Origin of the sequence: Sinorhizobium alkalisoli, assembly GCF_008932245.1 — a bacterium.
Lineage (GTDB): Bacteria > Pseudomonadota > Alphaproteobacteria > Rhizobiales > Rhizobiaceae > Sinorhizobium > Sinorhizobium alkalisoli.
This window is the reverse complement of sequence record NZ_CP034909.1, coordinates 2,276,750-2,298,672: the sequence shown is the minus strand read 5'-3', so window position 1 is coordinate 2,298,672 and position 21,923 is coordinate 2,276,750. Positions and strand designations below refer to the sequence as shown.

Genomic DNA, 21,923 nt, shown 5'->3' with positions numbered 1-21,923 from the left:
ATGCGGGCTAGCCATCAATGCCCATTTTGGTTGCCGGAACATGCCTTATGTTAGTGCGCGGGCGCCTCGCTAGTCCACGCTCAATCGATAGCCGATCCCCCGCACAGTCTGCAGCCAGACGGGATTGGAGGGATCGTCCTCGATCTTGCGCCTCAGCCGGTTGATCTGGACGTCGATCGTGCGTTCGCCGACTTCCGCATCGTCGCCGATCAGTTCGTGGCGGGGTATGGTCTCGCCGGCGCGTTGTGAAAACAGCATCATGATCTCCTGTTCGCGGTCGGTCAGTCGGATCTGCTCGGCACCGCGCCGGAGCTCCTTGCGCACGACGGAGAACGTATAGGGGCCGAAAATCACCTGATCGACCTTCGGCGTCTGCGCCGGCTGGTTTCGCCTTAGAATATTGCTGATCCGGAGCACGAGTTCGCGCGGTTCGAAAGGCTTCGGCAGGTAGTCGTCTGCGCCGGCTTCGAGGCCCTCAATGCGTGAGTTCGTTTCGGCCAGGGCAGTCAGCATGATGATCGGCACCGTCTTGATCTGCCGCAGGCTCTGGGTCAGCGCGATGCCGCTTTCGCCCGGCATCATCACGTCGACGATCAGAAGGTCGAAGTCGAGTCCGACAAGCTTACGCCGAGCCTCGTTGGCATCCGCCGCCGTCGTCACGCGGAAGCCCTGTTCGAGCAGATAGCGGTTGAGCAGGTCGCGAATGCGCCGGTCGTCGTCGACGATCAGAAGATGCGCTGCATCATCGGAAACTTTCGCCTTTGCCTTCAACATTCGCTGACCTCGTTCCTCGCTGAGCCGATTTGGCACTTCCCCTCGATCCGCAGGTTTCATCAACCGATTTCGGGCCAGAACCCTAAAACATGCGGCAAACAAAAGCGATATAGGCGCTTGGCCCGGTCGTGGCGTTCGGGTCGAGCGCCGCCATTTCAGATTCGGTGCGCGTATGGAAACATCGCCGAGCGGTCGCCCATGTCGCTGATTCCGGCGGGCTGGTCCACAGAGAGACCTGCCCCAGACTATTCCGCAGTGGTGTTCCTCATGCTGGCGAGAAACCGCTTCACGACGTCGCGCGCCCCCGGACCTGCCTCTGCCAATGCATCGGCTATGCGGCGGGACTGTGGCTCGGCAAGCGCTCTTGCCAAGGCTTGCCCCTCTTTTGTCGTGTAGAGCATGCGTTGACGCCTGTCCTCCGGACCGGTCAGCTGGCGTATGTAGCCTGAATCGATCAATTGCTTCAGGACCCGGGCAAGACTCTGTTTGGTGATCTTCAGCGTGTCCAGGAGATTGGCGACGGTCATGCCGGGTTCGCGGTTGACGAAATGCACGACGCGGTGGTGCGCCCGGCCGAAGCCGCTCTTTTCCAGAATGGCATCCGGATCGCTCGTGAAGTCGCGATAGGCGAAGAACAGGAGTTCGATCATCTCGAAATCGATCGCCTCGTCATCCTTGCCGTGGGCTTCGGTCAGGTGTTGGCTGTTGTTCCTCGGTTGGCCCGCCACGCAGTCATTTCCTTTCACGCTATTTGCGGTTCGCGGTGAAAAGATATGTCAGTTTTATTGACTTAGTTCCAGCCGGGCCAGCTGGACGCCTCTAATCGGCGGATAAAGAGCGCGCCTTCGCCATCTTGCGCGTGAAGGGGTGAAAAACGGCTACCGCCGCATGGGTGCGGCCCCATCGGGCGCTTCTTACACGCAGAAAATGGACAGGCGCCCAGCCGCCCTTCCACCTGCAGCATTGAAGCAACCTTCTAGATCAAAGACACGCGGCAATTTCAAGCCCGACAGCGCCGCGTGTCTGACATGGCGCACGGCACTGTGACGAGGGAATGAAACCGGCCGGCGGCGCGTCAACGGTAGATGTAGACGATCCGTCGCGTCGCCGGTTCGACCAGCACCGGCTGGTTGTTGACCACGACATATTCATACTCGTAATCCGGGATGGGCCGCACGGCTACCGCGCTCGGTACGGTGGCACCGAGGACCACCTCGCCTTCGAGATAAACCGGCTCCACCGGGTTTTCGGTGATATAGGTCCTCACCGTTGGGGGCGGGGCGACGGTCGGGATGTCGTCGACACGGCCTATGAGCTCAAGCGGTTCGGGTCCAGTGGTGACCGTTGCTCCCGTGGCCTCGTAGGAGACGACGGGAACCCCGATTTCCTGGCGCCGTTCGGAAATGACCACCGTCGAACCGCCGCTTTCCGTCTGCAGATACTTGGAATACGCCCAACCACTGACGCCGCCGGCATTCACGCGGCACCACAGGCTGCCTTCGATGCAGCCTTCCAGTGCGGCTGTGCTGCCGCCCGGCGCGACGCCAAGGACCGGATATTGGGGGCCGGGGCCGGCGCGCAGATTGAGGTCAGTCGTAACGGTGGCGTTCATGTCCGCAAAGGCGGCGGGAACGCCTGCGGCGAGGATCAGGCCCGCCGTTGCCGCTCGGATAAGATGGGGGAAGAGGGTCTTCATCCTTTTGCTCCTCATTCGTGATGAACGAAAAAACGCCTCGCGCCAGAGTGATGTTCCCCCCGTGACATCACGAAATGTGTGGTTGCGCCATATTGGGCCGAAACCTGGGCGCCGAAGGGAAACCACCGTCCATGCTTTTTTGGCCGAACGAATTGGGGGGACGACATGCAGGGTCAATCCGTGCGGGAAATCAGCGCTGCCGAGCGGCAGCTTCGCCCGTTGGTCGTCATCGTCGTTGCGGCGAATTTCGCCGTAACCGCGCTGCTGCTCACGACCGTGCAACTCGCGCCGCCGGCGCCGGCGCCGGGAATCGTGGCGCTTCGTTGAGGCGATTTCCTGGTTTGAGCTGTCATTCCACCCATATAAGGCTATAGGTGGCCTTCTGCGGGCGCGACCCGCCACTGCACGTCTCCTTACTCGGCTCGATTTGAGGATAACGACACGCAGCAGGGTGCCAGAGAGAACTTTGCGCGCTCGATAGGACGCGCGGCGCTGTAAAGACGTTCACAAACGAGGGCATGGTTGGCATGTTACAGGCGGGCATCATCCCGGTTACGCATTTTCAGCAGAACTGCACTGTCCTGTTCGACAGCGAGACAAAGGACGGGGTGATCGTCGATCCCGGCGGCGACGTTGACGTCATCCTGCAGACGGTCCGCGAAAACGGCATCACGTTGAAAGCGATCTGGCTTACGCATGGCCATATCGACCATGCGGGTGGCGCCAAGGAACTGAAGGATGCGCTGGGGGTTCAGATCCTCGGCCCGCACAAGGACGACCAGCCTTTGCTCGAGCGGCTGGAGGAGCAGGCGGAACGCTTCGGCCTGGCGATGAAGGTGGAGAACGTATTGCCTGACCAATGGCTGGAGGAGGGAGATGTGGTGTCCTTCGGCAGCCACGTCTTCGAGGTGTTGCATTGCCCGGGCCATGCGCCCGGCCACGTCGTCTATGTCAACCGCACCCAGAATTTCGCCCATGTGGGCGACGTGCTGTTCCACGGTTCCATCGGGCGCACCGACCTGCCGGGCGGAAATCACCAGCAGCTTCTTCAGTCCATTCGCGACAAGATCCTGCCGCTCGGGGACGATGTCGGCTTCATCTGCGGTCACGGTCCCGGCGGTCGGATCGGTGAGGAGCGCCGCACCAATCCGTTTCTGCGCGGCCTCTGAAGAGAAGCTACTGTGCCGCGCGACTTATCTGGATTGAGACATAGGAAAAGCCGCGCACCTCGGGGGATGAGCGCGGCTTTGTCAATTCTTCGCGTTATCAGCCGGCGGTGCAGAAATGGCTGCGGCCGTCATAGCCGATGAAGGTGCCGCTGTCCGGATCGAACGAGCGGTAGCGCTGCGAGCAGTAGCGGTACCAAGCCGGTGTCCAGGGCTCGAGGCCGTAGCTTTCGGCCACGACGGGACGATAGACGGGGCGGGGACGATAGACCGGGCGCGGCTCATAATATTCGGGTTCCGGATCGATATAGACCCGTTCGCTGTAGCGCGGTTGCGAGGCGATCGCGCCGCCGATGAGCGTGCCGGTCACAAGCCCGACAGCACCGGCCGCCCAGGCATCGCTGTTGTGGTGGTGACGATCTCGCGCCTGGGCGCTGCCGAAGGTGGGAAGCACCACGGCGGCTGCTGCGATCGAGAGAACGGCTGCTTTCCAGAACTTGTTCATGCGCTTCATTCCTGTGCCTTGGGCCGGCCAGTTCCGGCTTTCATGATGATCGGAAACTATCGGGGCCAAACTGAACGGAGCCTGAACGAAAAAACCCGGCATGGCTGCCGGGTCAAGAAAGTATCAATCGACGGAGGGTATCGTCAGCCGACGATCTGAAGGTTGACAGCCTTCGGGCCCTTGCCGCGGCGATCCGGCTCGGTGTCGAAGGAGACCTTCTGATTTTCCGAAAGCCCGCTCAGGCCGGAAGCCTGTACAGCGGAAATATGTACGAAGATATCAGCGCCACCGTTTTCAGGTTTGATGAAGCCAAAGCCCTTGTCGGTGTTGAAGAATTTTACGGTGCCAGTCTCGGCCATGCGTCAGGTCCTTTTCTCTCCACCCGATCATGGGTGGCATTGCAGTTTGCCCAAATGGGCGTGGGGGCAGGCAGTTCTCGACAATTGAGGAAAGGGTCCTGTTATCGCGACCATCCATGGGAAGGCACAATTATCCTCCCCGCAGCTTGCCGCCCGGAGTGCTTTTGCGTCCTCCGGCCCGCTTATTTTCAAGATCTTCCCGTGTTCGCAAATTGCCCGAACAGAAGTAAGAGTGATCAGTTTATTTTAAGTTGGCAAGCAAAACTTTTGGGAAGCGGCGTTGCTTTTTGCCATTGCTCAAAAATGGCGCAATTCGCGGTTTTACCGGTGTTTTTAGAGATATATCGCAAGCTGTTGAATCCACCCGTCTTTTGAGGTGTGCCAGGCCCAACGGCAGGTTTGCGCCAAGTTTTGTCGCTCTGGAACATGCTGCCGTATTGGGCGACGCCGCAGTCAGGCGCAAACGACTGATTTGGCTCGCTCTCTACACAGAAACCGTTTCATCCGGGCAATCGGGCAACCATTGCAGGTGTTGATACTATTCCCCGCGTGGAACTGATGTTCCATTTTGGTGGAAAGTAGAACGACAATACAGCATTAAGTAATACAGTAAGTTCACGTCCTTTGCAGGCGCAATATTGCTGGCCGCCGCTCAAGCGGCCGCGGTCTTCTGGCGTCGCCTTGTCAATTCCGGCACGAGTTCGACCGCAAGCATCGCCGCGAAAATGACGGCGCAGCCGACATAGCCGACCGGCGTGATGGCCTCGCCGAGCAGCACCATGCCGAAGAGGGCTGCGAAGAGGGCCTCGCTCGAAAGGAAGATCGCCGCCTGCGCTGCCGTCGTGTACCGCTGGCCGACGACCTGACAGATGAAGGCGATGCCGCTCGAAAACACGCCGGCATAGAGGATTTCCGGCAGGGCGGCTTTCACGGCCTCGACGCTCAAGGGCTCAAACACGGCGGCCAGCAGGATGCCGACGACTGCGCAGACGGCAAATTGCGTCATCGAAAGCAGCATCGGCCGGCCGGTACGCGCCGCGAAGATACCAATGAGCATCACCTGGATCGCCCAGAAAAGCGCGCAGACGATCGTCAGCAGGTCTCCGCCGTTCAGGCCCGACAGGGTGCCGCCGCTCAAGAGAAAGATGCCCAGGCTTGCCATCAGTGCCGCCGGCCAGATGACCCAATGGGGCCTGCGGCGCAGGAAGACGATGGTCAGGATCGGCACGAAGACGACATAGAGGCCGGTCAGAAAGCCGGAATTGGTGACGCTGGTGGTGAGCAGACCGAACTGCTGCGTGACTGCGCCGCCGAACAGCGCCAGGCCGATGAACACGAAGTTGCGCATCGTCCCGCGGGATAGCGGCCTTTTGGTCTGCCGTGCTTCGATAAACACCAGCGGCAGCGCGACGAGCGTGGCAATTGCGAAGCGCAGGCCGATGAACCAGAGCGGACCGATCACATCCATTGCCGTCGATTGCGCAACGAAGCCGGCGCCCCAGATCGCACCGGATAGCAGCAGGAACAGATTGGCCTGAATGCGCGTCACGGTCGCCCTCTCGCTTTGGTTTGGATGGAGGCAATCCAAATCGGCGTCGTGCCGCGGTTGCATCCGCGCTGTAGCAATTGCGTGTTTCTTCGGCAAGAACCATGCTCGTGTGCTTCCGGTTGCGAAGCCGCAATGAGGGGCGATGAAAGAGGCAGACTATTCTGACACGCCGCTTGCAAGTTGTTCCGCGAAGCGCCGTACTCTTCGTAGCTTCCCGAAAATCCGGTGTCGGGCTGGTGCGCTGGAGCTTTGCGGAAGTTTACTGTGTCGGGGGTTTGGAGACCCGGAGCACAGCGCCGTTATCCTCGTCTGTGACCATCAGCAGCGCGCCGTCGGGCGCAACGACCACGTCACGGAGCCGGCCAAACTCGCCATCGAACAGCCGTTCCTCGGCAATGATCGCTCCACTTTCGTCGCGGTCCATCCGGGCGAGCAGCTGGTATTTCAAGGCTGCGACCAGGAGATCGCCGTCCCATTCCGGAAACATCTTGCCGCGATAGACCGCGATTGCGCCTGGGGCAATCGACGGGTCCCAATAATAGAGCGGCTGCTCAAGGCCCTCCTTGGCGGATCCTTCGCCGATTTCGGCGCCGGAATAATCGCGGCCATAGGTGATCACCGGCCAACCATAGTTGCGGCCGGGGAGGGGATTGTTGACCTCGTCGCCACCGCGGGCGCCGTGCTCGACGGTCAGAAGCGTGCCTTCGACGGGATCGAATGCGATGCCCTGCGGATTGCGGTGTCCTATGGACCAGATCTCCGCCCGTCCGCCGGTGTCGCCGCGATAAGGGTTGGAGGCGGGTATCGAGCCGTCGGTGTTGATGTGCAGGATCGAGCCGGCATGGTCGCGCGGGTCCTGGGCTCGCTCGTCGTCGCCGCGATCGCCGATGCCGAAGAACAGACTGCCGTCCCGATCGAAGGCGATGCGCGACCCGAAATGCTGGCCCGCCCGTGTGAACCGGTTCATCCGGAAGATTTCCTCGACATTCGTAAGACGCTCCTCGTCTTCCGATAGGACGGCTCGCGCGACCACGGTGCCATAGCCTCCCTCGCCGCGCGCCGCGAAGGTGAGATAGAGCGTACGGTTCGTTGCGAATTGCGGATCGAGGGCGACGTCGAGCAGCCCGCCTTGACCGTGTGCAGCTACTTCGGGCACATCGCTGATAGGCGCAGAGAGTTTGCCGTCTCGCAGAATGCGCAGCCGCCCCGGGCGCTCGGTGACGATGAGCGCCCCATCCGGCAGCGCCTCGACCGCCCAGGGATGCTCAAGCCCGGTCGTGAGCGTCTCGACGACGATCGTCCCCTTCTGCGTTGCAAATTGCCGAGTCTCCGCGGCATTGGCCGGGTCTATTGGCATGAGGAGCAGTCCGCCCGCGAGGACGGCCGCAAGCGGAACGCATGCCGCGTGGATCCTGTGGAGCTTGGTTCTTCCCGACCACGGCTGTCGCATCCGCTTTCCCTTCCGTCGCGCTCCTGCGGAGGGGCGCTGTCTCGTCCGACGGCTTTTGCGCGGCTTTTGCACCAGCGCACGGGGCTAAGCTGGAGCGCCGCACCCGACGCTTCAAGTCATATCTGATCAAAAGGGCTTTACCGAGAAGGGGGCAAGAGATCACTGCAGCATTTTCAGCGCCGCATGTCCTGGTCCTTAAATCGAGGTCGATTGGAGGAAACTTGCAGTTGCCTTCATATAGAATCCCTTGCCAATGAGCATGAGGCCGGCGATGGCAATGAGGGCGATGGCGGCGGCGACGATGGTCTCGACCGCCGACAGCCGGGCGAGGAAGGCTTGGCGCTGGCTGGTTGGGCGCTGGCTGGTTGGGCGCTGGCCGTTTGGGCGCTTGTCGGTCGGGGCGTCCGCGTCATCGGCCATGGTGCCTGACCTTCGCGTATATCACCTCCACCTTCTGGCTGCGCCAGAAGCCGAATGCGGTTCCGCCGAAAAGCGCGGTCGCAAGCAGGATGAGTCCGGCGAGGATCTGCCTGTCGGCCGCGGTCGTCAGACCCATCCCCGGGTCCACTTCGGCGCTGCGCTGCGCCATCGACGCCGCCATTGTCGGACCGGGATCCGACAGCCTTGCGCCAATTGCGATCTTACTTTGCGGCGGGTCGTTCGCGCGCATATGTACCGCAGGCGGTGACGTGCTTTCCGCCGCCTGTGCCGTGGCCGGCACCAACAGGCCGAGGATCATCAGGACGCAGGCGGCGAGCGCGGCAATCGCCAGATAGAAGCCCCAGCGCGCCTCGTTCGGCCGCGGATGCCGGTCGGAAATTTCGTCGTCGAGAAACATGGCACGCCCCACGATGCGATGCATTTGGAGCATTCATGATGCGGCTCGGATCTCGGCTCTTGCGGGACGGAATTGCGGCGCTCCGTGACAGTTGTTGTGGCGAAATCGGGGCAGATCGGAGCGCGAATGCTGGCGGATTTTCCCGCGTGTGATCGGAATGCATGATGAGCATCCACATGCTGATTGCGCGAATTTCCGGGCGGTCCGACCCTGCGCAAACTTCGGATCGAGCGGATGAATCATTGTCATGGTGACGCATTTTAAACGGCATCGCGCCGATTTTGCCTTGGTGGCGCTTGCAAGACAGGACGTCTTTCGACATAGACCTAACCGCTATGGGGCCCGATATCCTGCTCCCTAGCGTTTTCACGCCCGCCTCGAAACGATCAGGACTCACATCATGGCCTTCCTTGCCGATGCCCTTTCCCGTGTAAAGCCCTCCGCCACCATCGCCGTTTCGCAGAAAGCCCGCGAATTGAAAGCGAAAGGCCGCGACGTCATCGGCCTCGGGGCAGGGGAGCCGGATTTCGACACGCCCGATAACATCAAGAAGGCTGCGATCGACGCGATCAACCGCGGCGAGACGAAATACACGCCGGTCTCCGGCATTCCGGAGCTGCGCGAAGCCATCGCCAAGAAGTTCAAGCGCGAGAACGGCCTCGACTACACTGCGGCGCAGACGATCGTCGGCACCGGCGGAAAGCAGATTCTTTTCAATGCCTTCATGGCGACGCTCAATCCGGGCGATGAAGTCGTGATCCCGGCACCCTATTGGGTCTCCTATCCTGAGATGGTGGCGTTGTGCGGCGGCACGCCGGTTTTCGTCTCGACCAAGCAAGAGAACAATTTCAAGCTCAAGGCCGAGGACCTTGAAAAGGTCATTACGCCGAAGACGAAATGGTTCGTCTTCAACTCGCCGTCGAACCCCTCCGGCGCGGCCTATTCCCATGACGAGTTGAAGGCACTGACGGAAGTGTTGATGAAGCATCCGCATGTCTGGGTGCTGACCGACGACATGTACGAGCACCTGACCTATGGCGACTTCAAATTCGCTACCCCGGTCGAAGTGGAGCCCGGCCTTTACGACCGCACGCTGACGATGAACGGCGTTTCGAAGGCCTATGCGATGACCGGCTGGCGTATCGGCTATGCCGCGGGTCCGCTTGAGCTCATCAAGGCGATGGACATGATCCAGGGCCAGCAGACTTCCGGCGCGACCTCGATCGCCCAATGGGCGGCCGTCGAGGCGCTGAACGGCCCGCAGGATTTCATCTCGCGCAACAAGGAAATCTTCCAGGGTCGTCGCGATCTCGTCGTCTCGATGCTGAACCAGGCCAAGGGCATTTCCTGCCCGACGCCGGAAGGCGCCTTCTACGTTTATCCGTCCTGCGCCGGACTGATCGGCAAGACCGCCCCTTCGGGCAAGGTCATCGAAACCGACGAGGATTTCGTCTCCGAGCTTCTCGAAGCCGAAGGCGTCGCGGTGGTGCACGGATCGGCCTTCGGCCTCGGCCCGAATTTCCGCATTTCCTACGCGACCTCCGAGACGCAGCTCGAAGAGGCATGCCGCCGCATCCAGCGCTTCTGCGCGGCCTGCAAATAAGGGCGGGTTTTACCGCAATTGAAGAGAAGCCCGCCTGTTGTGGCGGGCTTTTTTGCGGCATGCCGATTCAGGTTGGTATGGTAATGGGTTGAAACTGCAGTCTTTTTGCCTCGGGAAAGTTTAAGGTTTGGCGGCAATGCCCCCTCTGGCACGCCAGACAGGCGCGACTGCTCTCAGCGCTCGGCCAGCGCCGGCTCGCCCTTCTTTTCGCGGATCAGGTTCATAAAGCGGCGGAACAGATAGTGGCTGTCCTGCGGGCCGGGGGAGGCCTCCGGATGGTGCTGGACGGAGAAGACGGGCCTGCCGGCGAGGCGCAGCCCGCAATTGGTGCCGTCGAAGAGCGAAATGTGAGTCTCTTCAACGCCCTGCGGCAACGACTTCGAATCGACCGCGAAGCCGTGGTTCATCGACACGATCTCGACCTTGCCGGTGGTATGATCCTTGACCGGGTGGTTGGCGCCGTGATGGCCCTGATGCATCTTCTCCGTTTTGGCGCCGAGCGCCAGCGCCAGCATCTGATGGCCGAGGCAGATGCCGAAGACCGGTATGTCGGACTTCAGCAGGTCCCGGATCACCGGCACGGCATATTCGCCGGTCGCCGCCGGGTCGCCCGGGCCGTTCGAGAGGAAGATGCCGTCGGGCTTGAGCGCCAGAACCTCTTCGGCGCTCGTTTGCGCCGGGACGACGGTGACCCGGCAGTTCAGGCCGGCGAAGAGGCGCAGAATGTTGCGCTTGACGCCGTAATCGAGCGCGACGACATGGTAGGCGGCATCCGTCTCGCCGAGCGTGGAATAGCCCTCGTTCCAGACCCAGGGCGTCTCGCTCCAGCGGTAGGACTGGCCGGAGGTTGCGACCCTGGCGAGGTCGAGGCCCTCGAGGCCGCTCCAGGCCTTCGCCTCGGCCTTCAGCGTCTCGACGTCGAAGACGCCGTTCGGATCATGGGCGATGACAGCGTTCGGCATGCCGTTCTCGCGGATCCAGGCCGTCAGTGCCCGCGTGTCGATGCCGGAAAGACCAATGATGCCGCGCGCCTTCAGCCAGGCATCGAGATGTTTGACGGCGCGATAGTTGGAGGGATCGGTGATGTCGGCCTTGAAGATCACGCCGACGGCGCCGTGGCGGGCGGCGGGCGTCAGGTCCTCGATGTCCTCGTCATTGGCGCCGATATTGCCGATATGCGGGAAGGTGAAGGTGACGATCTGGCCGAGATAGGAGGGGTCCGTCAGAATTTCCTGATAGCCCGTCAGGGCGGTATTGAAGCAGACTTCCGCCTGGACCTTGCCGGTCGCGCCGATGCCCTTGCCTTCGATCACCGTGCCGTCGGCCAGAACGAGCAAGGCAGTGGGTTTCTGGATTGTCCATGCGGGTGTCGCGGTCATCGTTCCTATCCCGTTGCGGCGGCCGGCGGAGCGGCTTGAAAGCCGGCCGATATATCGCCATCTCATATGCTCAGGCATGGACGCGCGGGAACCCCCGCGAAGAATGTGTCATGCCGATGTCGTGCAGGTGCCGGAAAATAGCCAAAGGCTTGAATGGGGTCAACCAGCCGCCTGTGAATTGTCGGGAAAATAAAGATCCTTATAATTCAAAGGGTTGCGTATTCCGTTTGATTGCACCTGCCGCAGTGGTTAAAGACGACGATAACAATGACGCAATCGAGCCGGTTCCGAATTGAGATGCAGGGGCCGGTTTCGGCATGGAGAAGAATATGCGCGAGCACTTCGCCAACGCACTGAAAGAGGCGCTGAAGGCCAAGGACGCAAGGCGAACGTCGACCGTCCGGCTGATCCAGGCGGCGATCAAGGATCGCGACATCGCCAATCGCGGCCAGGGCAAGGATCCGGTCGGCGACGAGGAGATCATGCAGATCCTCGCGAAGATGATCAAACAGCGCGAGGAATCGGCCCGCGTCTACGATGAAGGCGGCCGGCCGGAGCTGGCCGAGCAAGAGCGGCAGGAAATCGCGATCATCGGCGAGTTCCTGCCCGAGCAGTTGCCCGAGGAAAAGGTGAAGGAGCTTTGCGCCAAGGTCGTGAAGGAGACCGGTTCGCACGGGCTCCGCGACATGGGCAAGTGCATGAACGCGCTGAAGGAGCGCTATCCCGGCCAGATGGACTTCGCCAAGGCTTCCGGCGTCGTCAAGGACCTGTTGAAGTAGAGGCGGGCCCGCCCGTTCGCGGCGGGCCGTCGATTTCGCAGTGAGAAAACGACCCCGGCAGGGCTGGACTCGAGCTCGTCTCCCTTCTTTCATGCCCCTGTGAATTGCGGGCAAGGTGGATCCGCACTGTGGCATCCCGTCGGCTTCCCGCTTATAGGGGGAGTCGGCCAGAGGAAATCCATGCGCTTTTCACCGTCCTTTCTCGACGAGATCCGCGACCGCGTCCCGATATCGGACGTGATCGGCAAGCGCGTGACCTGGGATCGCCGCAAGACCAATGTCTCGCGCGGTGACTATTGGGCCTGCTGCCCGTTTCATGGCGAAAAGACGCCGAGCTTCCATTGCGAGGACCGCAAGGGCCGCTATCACTGTTTCGGTTGCGGCGTCTCCGGTGATCATTTCCGCTTCTTGACTGATCTCGAAGGGTTGAGCTTTCCCGAAGCGGTGCAGCAGATCGCCGACATGGCGGGCGTGCCCATGCCGCAGCCGGATCCGGAGGCCGAACGGCGCGACAAGGAGCGCACGAGCCTGCTCGACGTGATGGAATTGGCGACCCAGTTCTTCGAAGACCAGCTTCAGACCGCGAGTGGTGCCAGGGCCCGCGCCTATCTGCGCGAGAGGGGACTGACAGGTCGGACGATCGACATGTTCCGGCTCGGCTATGCGCCCGACAGCCGCAATGCGCTCAAGGAATTTCTCGCAGGCAAGGACGTCGGCAAGGAGCAGATAGAGGCCTGCGGGCTCGTCGTGCATGGTCCGGACATTCCGGTTTCCTATGATCGCTTCCGCGATCGCATCATGTTCCCGATCCTCTCGGCGCGCGAAAGGGTGATCGCCTTTGGCGGCCGTGCGATGTCGCCGGATGCGCCGGCGAAGTACCTGAATTCGAACGAGACCGAGCTCTTCCACAAGGGCAATGTCCTCTTCAATTTCGCCCGCGCCCGCCGGGCGGCGCAGGGTGCGGACGGCGCCGGCACGATCATCGCCGTCGAGGGCTATATGGACGTGATCGCGCTGCATCAGGCCGGCATCGAAAACGCCGTTGCCCCGCTCGGCACGGCGCTCACCGAAAACCAGCTGGATCTGCTCTGGAAGATGACGTCGCAACCGGTGCTCTGCTTCGACGGCGACGGCGCCGGTATCCGCGCCGCCAACCGCGCCGTCGACCTGGCGCTGCCGCACTTGAAACCCGGGCGTTCGGTGCGTTTCGCCATGCTGCCGGATGGCAAGGATCCGGACGATCTCGTGCGCTATGAAGGACGCGACCCCTTCGACAAGGTGCTCGCCAATGCCCGCTCGCTCGCCGATATGGTGTGGCTGCGCGAGGTGCAGGGCGGCAGCTTCGATACGCCGGAAAAGCGCGCCGAGCTCGAAGCTCGACTGAGGCAGGTGACCGCCGTCATTGCTGACGAAAGCGTGCGCCGCCATTACGGCCAGGACATGCGCGACCGGCTGAACGCCTTCCTGCAAGCCGGCACTCCCTTTCGGGGTGATCGGCGGCCCTTCGAGCGGGGCGGGCGAGAGCGCGGCGGACAAAGAGGCTTTGCAGGCGCTCGCAATGCTGCCGGCCCGACCTCGATCTCCGACCGGCTGGCACGCACGTCGCTCGTCAGCGGCCAGCAGGCCGCGCCGCTTCTGCGCGAAAGCGTGCTGGCCCTCACCATCGTCAATCACCCGCAATTGCTGTTCGACGAATATGACGAGATCTCGACCATCGAGTTCGACCACCGCGACCTGCAGCGCTGCTGGGCTGCGGTGCTGAACGCCGCGGCAGCAAGCGGACCGCGGCTGACGCGGGAGGGCCTTATCGAGCAGTTGGAGGCGGAGGGCTTCGGCGTTCTGATCGGCCAACTCGATCAGCAGGTGCGCTATGCGCGGCTCTGGACAGCGACGGCCGTCGCGGCTCCGGAGGACGCGCGCGAGGGCTACCTCCAGGCGCTCACCCTTCACCGGCGGACGAAGGCATTGCTCTGGCAGAAGCGGGAGTTGGAGCGTGAAATCGCGGAAGCCGCGGCGACCGAGGACGTAGAGCAGGGTCAGCGTCTGGTGCGTGCCATGGAGGAGGTGCAGCTCGAGCTCCACCGAATGGACAAGCTGGAAGCGATCATCGAAGGCTTCGGGGTGCTGTCCGGTCGCGTCAAAGGGCCGGCGGCGCGGTGATGGGGGCTCGTGGATTGCTCATCGGCCGCCCATGCGTGGTTCAGCGCCAGATTCCAGCCTGCTGCAGCCGAGGAATGCGATTCCATGCCTGAAAGCCGCAACACCACCGCCCACCTGTTCGAAACGGCGGGCGCCGCCGATCCCCTCGAGGTCCTTAAACGCGTCTACGGCTATTCCGCCTTTCGCGGCCAGCAGCAGGCCGTCGTCGAGCATGTGGCGGCGGGCGGCGATGCCGTGGTGCTGTTTCCGACGGGTGCCGGCAAGTCGCTGTGTTTCCAGATTCCGGCGCTTTGCCGCCACGGCGTCGGCATCGTCGTCTCGCCGCTGATCGCGTTGATGCGCGATCAGGTGGAGGCACTGAAGCAACTCGGCGTCCGCGCAGCGGCGCTCAACTCCTCACTTTCGCGCGACGAGGCGATCGCGGTCCGCCGCGCGCTGGCATCGTGTGCGCTCGACCTGCTCTACGTCACGCCGGAGCGCGCCGTCACCGAAGGCTTCGCGGAGATGGTCGCCGACACCGACATCGCCCTCTTCGCGATCGACGAGGCCCATTGCGTCTCGCAATGGGGACATGATTTCCGGCCGGAATATCGTGGTCTCCATTGCCTCTCGGAACGCTTTCCAGGCGTGCCGCGCATCGCGCTCACCGCCACTGCCGACCGGCACACGCGCGACGACATCATCGAGCGCCTGGCGCTCGGGCGTGCGCGGGTCTTCACCTCCAGCTTCGACCGCCCGAACATCGCCTACGAAATCGTCGAACGCGACCAGCCGCGCCAACAGCTCCTGCGCTTCCTGTCTCGCTTCAAGGATGCAAGCGGCATCGTCTATTGCCTGTCGCGCGCCAAGGTCGACGACACGGCCGAATGGCTGAACGCGCAAGGCATCCGCGCGCTGCCCTACCACGCCGGGATGGACCGGGCTTTGCGCGATGCCCATCAGGACGCCTTCCTCAAGGAGGAGAACCTCTGCCTCGTCGCCACCGTCGCCTTCGGCATGGGGATCGACAAGCCGGATGTGCGCTATGTCGCGCATCTCGACCTGCCGGGTTCCGTCGAAGCCTATTATCAGGAGACGGGCAGGGCCGGGCGTGACGGGCTGCCCTCCGAGGTCTGGATGGCCTATGGCATGGCCGACGTCATCCAGCGCCGGCGGATGATCGATGAGGGCGGTTCGCCCGAGGAGATCAAGCGCATCGAGCGGTCGAAGCTCAATGCGCTGCTGGCGATCTGCGAGACCGCCGGCTGCCGCCGGCAGGCCATTCTTGCGCATTTCGGCGAAGTCCATCCGGGCGGCTGCGGCCATTGCGACACCTGCCTGAAGCCGGTCGAGACCTGGGATGGGACGGAGGCGGCGATCAAGGCGCTCGCCGCCGTTTACCGTACCGGTGAGCGTTTCGGCGCCGGCCATGTGGTCGATGTGCTGATCGGCACGGTAAACGAGAAGACCGAGCGCTTCGGTCATGTGGACATGCCAGTCTTCGGCGCCGGCAAGGATCTGCCGGCGCGCACCTGGCAGTCGGTTTTCCGGCAATTGCTTGCCGCCGGACTGCTCACCGTGGATCACGCCGCCTTCGGGGCCCTGAAGCTCGAGCCGGAGGCGCGTGCCGTCTTCCGCCGGGAGCGGCAGTTGCTCTTCCGCAAGGACCGGCCGACGTCGGGCAAGGCGGCGCGCGGACAGAAATCATCCGCCGCGCGCGAACGTTCGGAGCTTGCGGGCTCCGACCTCGAACTCTTCGAAAGGCTTCGTTCGGAGCGCTTGTCGATCGCCCGGGAGCTCGACGTGCCGCCCTATGTGGTGTTCCCCGACACGACTTTGATCGCCCTCGCCAAGCGGCGCCCGCGCAGTTTCGACGACCTTCTCGACGTCCCCGGCATCGGCGAGAGCAAACGGGAGAGATACGGCGAGGCCTTTCTTGCGGTGATCGATGTGTTTGAGGATGCGGGGTGACCGAGTGGGTGTGCTGTGACCGTGGAGTCATTCACGGTGCGCCGGTGCCGTGAATGACCTGGAATCGAGGGACCAGAGCGTAGAGGCTGGCGCCAGACGGCGCCCGCTCCAGGCCTCCGCCGCGTCGGCGGCGTGGAAGGTGCTTGAATCCCGCGCAGTTCGCCTCGACAATGCAGCGAGATTTGGCTGCACGTTGTGAGCCGGCGTGCTATTTGTCTAGACAAACGCCTTTTTTTGAAAGCGGCCCATCATGACCTCTGCCTTCCTCTCCCACCTCAGTTCGGAACTAGCTGGCCTGAAGCAGGCGGGGCTCTACAAGTCCGAGCGCGTCATCACCTCGAAACAGTCGGGCGAGATCGAAATCGCCGCGGGTGCCCGGGTGTTGAACTTCTGTGCCAACAACTATCTCGGGCTTGCCGACAATGAGGAACTCGCCGAGGCGGCGAAGAAGGCACTCGACCGTTATGGCTACGGCATGGCCTCGGTGCGCTTCATCTGCGGCACGCAGGAGGAGCACAAGCAACTCGAGGCGCGCATCTCCGCCTTCCTCGGCATGGAAGACACGATCCTCTATTCCTCCTGCTTCGATGCCAATGGCGGCCTGTTCGAGACGCTGCTCGGGGAGGAGGACGCCATCATTTCCGACGCGCTGAACCACGCCTCGATCATCGATGGCGTCCGGCTCTCAAAGGCGAAACGATTCCGTTATGCGAACAACGACATGGCGGCGCTGGAGGAGGAGTTGAACAAGGCCGCGGGCAGCCGCTTCAAGCTGATCGCCACCGACGGCGTCTTCTCGATGGACGGCATCATCGCCAATCTTGAGGGCGTTTGCGATCTGGCGGAGAGATACGACGCGATGGTGATGGTCGACGACAGCCACGCCGTCGGTTTCGTCGGCAGGCATGGCCGCGGCTCCGCCGAACATTGCGGCGTCGAGGGCAGGGTCGACATCATCACCGGCACGCTCGGCAAGGCGCTCGGCGGTGCCTCCGGCGGCTACACCTCGGCCAGAGCCGAGGTCGTCGACTGGCTGCGCCAGCGCTCCAGGCCCTATCTCTTCTCAAATACACTCGCTCCGGTGATCGCCGCCGCCTCGCTCAAGGTCTTCGACCTGATCGAGAACGGAGACGCGCTGCGCCAGCGGCTCTCTGCCAATGCGGCGCTCTTCAGGGCCGAGATGGCGAAGCTCGGCTTCACGCTTGCCGGCGAGGGGCATCCGATCATCCCGGTGATGCTTGGCGACGCGGCGCTGGCGCAGGAGATGGCCGCACGCATGCTGGAAAAGGGCGTCTATGTCATCGGCTTCTCCTTCCCGGTGGTGCCGAAAGGGCAGGCGCGCATCCGCACGCAAATGTCGGCGGCGCACAGTGAGGAGGACGTCCGGCGGGCGATTGCGGTGTTCGAGGAAGTGGGCCGCGAGCTCGGTGTGATTTGAAGGGCAGATGATCGGAGGAGTGAGGATCCTGCAATGACCAACATGATGAAGGCGCTGGTCAAGACGAAGCCGGAGGTCGGGCTCTGGATGGAGCGAGTGCCGGTGCCGGAGATCGGTCCGAACGACGTGCTGATCCGCGTCAAGAAGTCGGCGATCTGCGGAACAGACGTCCATATCTGGAACTGGGACCAATGGGCGCAGAAGACCATTCCGGTGCCGATGGTCGTCGGCCATGAATTCATGGGCGAGATCGCGGAAGTCGGCTCGGCCGTCACCAAGTACCATGTCGGCGAGCGCGTCTCCGGCGAGGGCCATATCGTCTGCGGCAAGTGCCGCAACTGCCGCGCCGGCCGGGGGCACCTCTGTCGCAACACGCTCGGCGTCGGCGTCAACCGTCCGGGCTCCTTCGCCGAATTCGTCTCACTGCCGGAATATAATGTCGTCTCGATCCCTGACGACGTGCCGGACGAGATCGCGGCGATCTTCGATCCCTTCGGCAATGCCGTGCATACGGCGCTTTCCTTCGACCTCGTCGGCGAGGACGTGCTCGTCACCGGCGCCGGTCCGATCGGCATCATGGGTGCGATGGTTGCCAAGCGGTGCGGCGCCCGCAAAGTGGTGATTACCGACATCAATCCGGTTCGCCTCGACCTCGCGCGCAAGGTCGGGATCGACTATGTCGTGGACGCCTCCAAGGAAAACCTCGCCGATGTGATGCGCGCGATCGGCATGACGGAAGGCTTCGATGTTGGCCTCGAGATGTCGGGGGCCGCACCGGCCTTCCGCGACATGATCGACAAGATGAACAATGGCGGCAAGATCGCCATTCTGGGCATTGCGCCGGCGGGCTTCGAGATCGACTGGAACAAGGTGATCTTCAAGATGCTGAACCTCAAGGGCATCTATGGCCGCGAGATGTTCGAGACTTGGTACAAGATGATCGCCTTCGTCCAGGGCGGTCTCGACCTTTCGCCGATCATCACCCATCGTATCCGCATCGACGACTTCCGCGAGGGTTTCGAGGCGATGCGCTCCGGCAATTCCGGCAAGGTCGTGATGGACTGGGCGTAAGGAATTCCCGAACCGAAACGGGACAGGAGGTGCTCTGCCGGAATACGCGCGGAGCCCTTGTCTTTTCGCGGGTTGCTCCTACATGTTGAGCGAACGCTGATATGCGGCAAGAAGTCCTGTCAACACCGTTTTTGGCCGAATTGCGCGGTTTTTCACCGGAAAAGCTTGACGGGATCGAAAATTCTGGGAATCACCATTTCAAGCAGAAATGGCGACATGGTACGGCGGATAGGGATTCATGCCAGAAACGACTGAGTGGCAGGACTGTCGTAGCTTGCCCGCTCAACCGCGAACGCTGTCGTGGTTAATTAGGAATTAAACAACATCCCGTTACGTCAGGGGAAATGAATCGGTGGCGGGTACGCGGCGTGCCCGAAACTTCCGAGCGGAATTGGCACCGGGTGCAGGCCGGTTGCGACAAGGAAAGCGACGAATAAATGGCAACAAAAGTCAAAGAAAACGAAGAAGCGGACGTTGAACGCGAAGGTGCGCCGGACGGTCCGCTTCTCGATCTTTCCGACGACGCTGTCAAGAAGATGATCAAGGCCGCCAAGAAGCGCGGCTATGTGACCATGGACGAGCTCAACTCCGTCCTGCCGTCCGAAGAGGTGACCTCCGAGCAGATCGAAGACACGATGGCCATGCTGTCCGATATGGGCATCAACGTCGTCGAGGACGAGGAGGCCGAGGACGTCGCGGGCGGCGATGACGAGGACAGCGCCGACGAGGGCGAGAGCGAGGGCGGCGAACTTGCGCCCTCGGGCGGCACCGCGCTTGCGGCCAGCAAGAAGAAGGAACCGACCGACCGCACGGACGACCCGGTGCGCATGTATCTGCGCGAGATGGGCTCTGTGGAGCTTCTCTCCCGCGAGGGCGAAATCGCCATCGCCAAGCGTATCGAGGCCGGTCGCGAAACGATGATTGCCGGTCTTTGCGAGAGCCCGCTCACCTTTCAGGCGCTGATCATCTGGCGCGACGAATTGAACGAGGGCCAGACGCTTCTGCGCGAGATCATCGATCTCGAGACCACCTATTCCGGTCCCGAAGCCAAGGCGGCGCCGCAGTTCCAGAGCCCGGAGAAGATCGAGGCCGACCGCAAGGCGGCCGAAGAAAAGGAAAAGGTTCGCAAGACGCGCACGGCGGCCAATGACGACGACATCACCAATGTCGGCGGCGAGGGCCAGCCGGTCGAGGAAGAGGAAGAGGACGACGACGAGTCCAACCTCTCGCTCGCCGCGATGGAAGCGGAACTGCGCCCGCAGGTGATGGAGACGCTCGACCTCATCGCCGAGACCTACAAGAAGCTGCGCAAGCTGCAGGACCAGCAGGTGGAAGCGCGTCTGGCTGCGACCGGCACGCTGTCGCCGGCCCAGGAGCGCCGCTACAAGGAGCTGAAGGACGAGCTGATCAAGGCGGTGAAGTCGCTGTCGCTCAACCAGAACCGCATCGATGCGCTGGTCGAGCAGCTCTATGACATCTCCAAGCGCCTGACGCAGAACGAGGGCCGGCTCTTGCGCCTCGCCGAATCCTACGGCGTCCGCCGCGAGGCTTTCCTGGAGCAATATTCCGGCGCCGAGCTCGATCCGAACTGGATGAAGTCGATCAGCAATCTCGCCGGCAAGGGCTGGAAGGAATTTGCCAAGGCCGAGAACCAGACGATCCGCGACATCCGCCAGGAGATCCAGAATCTCGCGACCGAAACCGGCATCTCCATCGCCGAGTTCCGCCGCATCGTGTCGATGGTGCAGAAGGGCGAGCGCGAAGCGCGTATCGCCAAGAAGGAGATGGTCGAGGCGAACCTGCGTCTCGTGATCTCGATCGCCAAGAAGTACACGAACCGCGGCCTGCAGTTCCTGGACCTGATCCAGGAAGGCAATATCGGCCTGATGAAGGCGGTCGACAAGTTCGAGTATCGTCGCGGTTACAAGTTCTCGACCTATGCGACCTGGTGGATCCGGCAGGCGATCACCCGCTCGATCGCCGACCAGGCCCGCACCATCCGCATTCCAGTGCACATGATCGAGACGATCAACAAGATCGTGCGCACCTCGCGCCAGATGCTGCACGAGATCGGCCGCGAACCGACGCCGGAGGAACTGGCGGAAAAGCTCGCCATGCCGCTCGAAAAGGTCCGCAAGGTGCTGAAGATCGCCAAGGAGCCGATCTCGCTCGAAACGCCGGTCGGCGACGAGGAGGATTCGCATCTCGGCGATTTCATCGAGGACAAGAATGCGCTGTTGCCGATCGATGCGGCCATTCAGGCGAACCTGCGCGAGACGACCACCCGCGTCCTCGCCTCGCTGACGCCGCGCGAGGAGCGCGTGCTGCGCATGCGCTTCGGCATCGGCATGAACACCGACCATACGCTCGAAGAGGTCGGCCAGCAGTTCTCCGTCACCCGCGAGCGTATCCGCCAGATCGAGGCGAAGGCGCTTCGAAAGCTCAAGCACCCGAGTCGCTCGCGCAAGCTGCGTTCCTTCCTGGACAGCTGACCGCGGACAATTCAAGACGAGAAAAGCCGGGCCGAAAAGCCCGGCTTTTCTCGTTTGGGGCAGGCGCCCTGCACCATCTCGCCAACTTGTTAGCTTCCGGCTGCAGGTTTATACTTCGCGGCTTGTAGCAAAGGGCACTGGGTCGCAGTGCACGAGCAGCCGTTGCGCCGCAGGCGTCGACCCCCCTGTCCTCAGTGGTGATCTGGGTTGAAGCGGCTTAGATCATGAATGTCATCGTTTTCTGGAGAAGTTGGAGCGGACAACGGGCCGGCTCAATCCAGCCTGCTCTGCTCCTTCACGAATCGGGGCATCTTTTGCCGCTTTCAATCGAAGGCGGGATGCCCTTGGGAGGTGAAGAGATGACCACATATGTCGTGCTTCTCAATTGGACCGAGCAGGGTATCAAGAACGTACGCGAGTCCCCGAAACGGCTGGACGCGGCAAGGAAGGTGCTGGAAGAGATGGGCGGCTCCTTCAAGGAATTCTATCTCACCATGGGCGAATACGACATGGTCGCCATCTGTGAGGCGCCGGACGATGCCATCGCCGCGCGTTTCGCCCTGACGCTCGGCACCTATGGCAATGTCAGGACGCGGACCTTGAAAGCCTTCCCCGAGGCGGCCTACCGCGAACTGATCGGCACCCTCGGATAGTAAGAGCCGTCGTGCTACTTCGGCCCATCGAGGCGCTGCGCATTTGACGCATCGGCCCGAA

Annotated in this window: 21 protein-coding genes; 10 read left to right on the top strand and 11 right to left on the bottom strand. The window is 62.3% G+C overall.

Going from position 1 to position 21,923, the window contains the following annotated elements:
* Positions 1–69: 69 nt before the first annotated feature.
* From EKH55_RS11170 to EKH55_RS11160, 3 genes are all read right to left on the bottom strand, one after another.
* Positions 70–774: a response regulator gene (locus tag EKH55_RS11170; protein ID WP_069461418.1), complete on the bottom strand. Its 705-nt coding sequence runs from the start codon at positions 772–774 to the stop codon at positions 70–72.
* A 245-nt stretch (positions 775–1,019) separates the two neighbouring features.
* Positions 1,020–1,502: a MarR family winged helix-turn-helix transcriptional regulator gene (locus EKH55_RS11165; protein WP_069461419.1), complete on the bottom strand. Its 483-nt coding sequence runs from the start codon at positions 1,500–1,502 to the stop codon at positions 1,020–1,022.
* 347 nt (positions 1,503–1,849) lie between these two features.
* Positions 1,850–2,470 (bottom strand): DUF1236 domain-containing protein, encoded by a 621-nt coding sequence (locus EKH55_RS11160; protein WP_069461420.1) that lies wholly within the window; start codon positions 2,468–2,470, stop codon positions 1,850–1,852.
* A gap of 165 nt (positions 2,471–2,635) precedes the next feature.
* On the opposite strand from EKH55_RS11160, the gene EKH55_RS29405 reads away from it, so the two are divergent.
* Positions 2,636–2,797: a hypothetical protein gene (locus EKH55_RS29405; RefSeq protein WP_165614772.1), complete on the top strand. Its 162-nt coding sequence runs from the start codon at positions 2,636–2,638 to the stop codon at positions 2,795–2,797.
* Positions 2,798–2,997: 200 nt separating this feature from the next.
* Positions 2,998–3,639, top strand: a complete 642-nt coding sequence (locus EKH55_RS11155; protein ID WP_069461598.1) for an MBL fold metallo-hydrolase — start codon at positions 2,998–3,000, stop codon at positions 3,637–3,639.
* 97 nt (positions 3,640–3,736) lie between these two features.
* Here EKH55_RS11155 and EKH55_RS11150 read toward each other — a convergent pair whose 3' ends face one another.
* The 7 genes from EKH55_RS11150 to EKH55_RS11120 form a co-directional block, all read right to left on the bottom strand.
* On the bottom strand, positions 3,737–4,141 hold the full coding sequence (locus tag EKH55_RS11150; protein WP_069461599.1) for a BA14K family protein: 405 nt from the start codon (positions 4,139–4,141) through the stop codon (positions 3,737–3,739).
* Between the two features lie 143 nt (positions 4,142–4,284).
* Complete coding sequence (locus EKH55_RS11145) at positions 4,285–4,500, bottom strand: cold-shock protein (RefSeq protein WP_037415073.1); 216 nt, start codon at positions 4,498–4,500, stop codon at positions 4,285–4,287.
* 236 nt (positions 4,501–4,736) lie between these two features.
* Positions 4,737–4,928, bottom strand: coding sequence for a hypothetical protein (locus tag EKH55_RS11140; RefSeq protein WP_151611524.1), 192 nt, complete (start codon positions 4,926–4,928; stop codon positions 4,737–4,739).
* A gap of 224 nt (positions 4,929–5,152) precedes the next feature.
* Positions 5,153–6,049: a DMT family transporter gene (locus EKH55_RS11135; RefSeq protein ID WP_151611523.1), complete on the bottom strand. Its 897-nt coding sequence runs from the start codon at positions 6,047–6,049 to the stop codon at positions 5,153–5,155.
* Positions 6,050–6,308: 259 nt separating this feature from the next.
* On the bottom strand, positions 6,309–7,406 hold the full coding sequence (locus EKH55_RS11130) for a PQQ-dependent sugar dehydrogenase (RefSeq protein WP_225191292.1): 1,098 nt from the start codon (positions 7,404–7,406) through the stop codon (positions 6,309–6,311).
* A gap of 288 nt (positions 7,407–7,694) precedes the next feature.
* The gene (locus EKH55_RS11125; RefSeq protein WP_069461422.1) at positions 7,695–7,919 is read right to left on the bottom strand and encodes a hypothetical protein; all 225 of its coding nucleotides are present in this window, start codon (positions 7,917–7,919) and stop codon (positions 7,695–7,697) included.
* Complete coding sequence (locus EKH55_RS11120; RefSeq protein WP_151611521.1) at positions 7,909–8,361, bottom strand: hypothetical protein; 453 nt, start codon at positions 8,359–8,361, stop codon at positions 7,909–7,911. Before EKH55_RS11120 ends, EKH55_RS11125 begins: the two co-directional genes overlap by 11 nt.
* A 376-nt stretch (positions 8,362–8,737) precedes the next feature.
* Here EKH55_RS11120 and EKH55_RS11115 point away from each other — a divergent pair, with 376 nt between their 5' ends.
* Positions 8,738–9,940 (top strand): pyridoxal phosphate-dependent aminotransferase, encoded by a 1,203-nt coding sequence (locus EKH55_RS11115; RefSeq protein ID WP_069461424.1) that lies wholly within the window; start codon positions 8,738–8,740, stop codon positions 9,938–9,940.
* A gap of 173 nt (positions 9,941–10,113) precedes the next feature.
* Here EKH55_RS11115 and carA read toward each other — a convergent pair whose 3' ends face one another.
* Positions 10,114–11,319: a glutamine-hydrolyzing carbamoyl-phosphate synthase small subunit gene (gene carA / locus EKH55_RS11110; RefSeq protein WP_069461425.1), complete on the bottom strand. Its 1,206-nt coding sequence runs from the start codon at positions 11,317–11,319 to the stop codon at positions 10,114–10,116.
* Between the two features lie 329 nt (positions 11,320–11,648).
* Here carA and EKH55_RS11105 point away from each other — a divergent pair, with 329 nt between their 5' ends.
* From EKH55_RS11105 to EKH55_RS11075, 7 genes are all read left to right on the top strand, one after another.
* Positions 11,649–12,098 carry a GatB/YqeY domain-containing protein gene (locus EKH55_RS11105; protein WP_069461601.1) on the top strand — a complete coding sequence of 150 codons (450 nt, stop codon included), beginning with the start codon at positions 11,649–11,651 and terminating at the stop codon, positions 12,096–12,098.
* Between the two features lie 180 nt (positions 12,099–12,278).
* A complete protein-coding gene (gene dnaG, locus EKH55_RS11100) occupies positions 12,279–14,258 on the top strand; it encodes a DNA primase (protein ID WP_069461426.1) in 1,980 nt (659 codons plus the stop codon).
* Between the two features lie 84 nt (positions 14,259–14,342).
* Positions 14,343–16,208: a DNA helicase RecQ gene (gene recQ / locus EKH55_RS11095; RefSeq protein WP_151611520.1), complete on the top strand. Its 1,866-nt coding sequence runs from the start codon at positions 14,343–14,345 to the stop codon at positions 16,206–16,208.
* Positions 16,209–16,458: 250 nt separating this feature from the next.
* Complete coding sequence (locus tag EKH55_RS11090; protein ID WP_151611519.1) at positions 16,459–17,646, top strand: glycine C-acetyltransferase; 1,188 nt, start codon at positions 16,459–16,461, stop codon at positions 17,644–17,646.
* A 33-nt stretch (positions 17,647–17,679) separates the two neighbouring features.
* Positions 17,680–18,717 (top strand): L-threonine 3-dehydrogenase, encoded by a 1,038-nt coding sequence (gene tdh, locus EKH55_RS11085; protein ID WP_069461429.1) that lies wholly within the window; start codon positions 17,680–17,682, stop codon positions 18,715–18,717.
* Positions 18,718–19,154: 437 nt separating this feature from the next.
* Positions 19,155–21,209 (top strand): RNA polymerase sigma factor RpoD, encoded by a 2,055-nt coding sequence (gene rpoD, locus EKH55_RS11080; RefSeq protein WP_069461430.1) that lies wholly within the window; start codon positions 19,155–19,157, stop codon positions 21,207–21,209.
* 359 nt (positions 21,210–21,568) lie between these two features.
* Positions 21,569–21,862 (top strand): GYD domain-containing protein, encoded by a 294-nt coding sequence (locus EKH55_RS11075; protein WP_069461602.1) that lies wholly within the window; start codon positions 21,569–21,571, stop codon positions 21,860–21,862.
* Positions 21,863–21,923 lie beyond the last annotated feature (61 nt).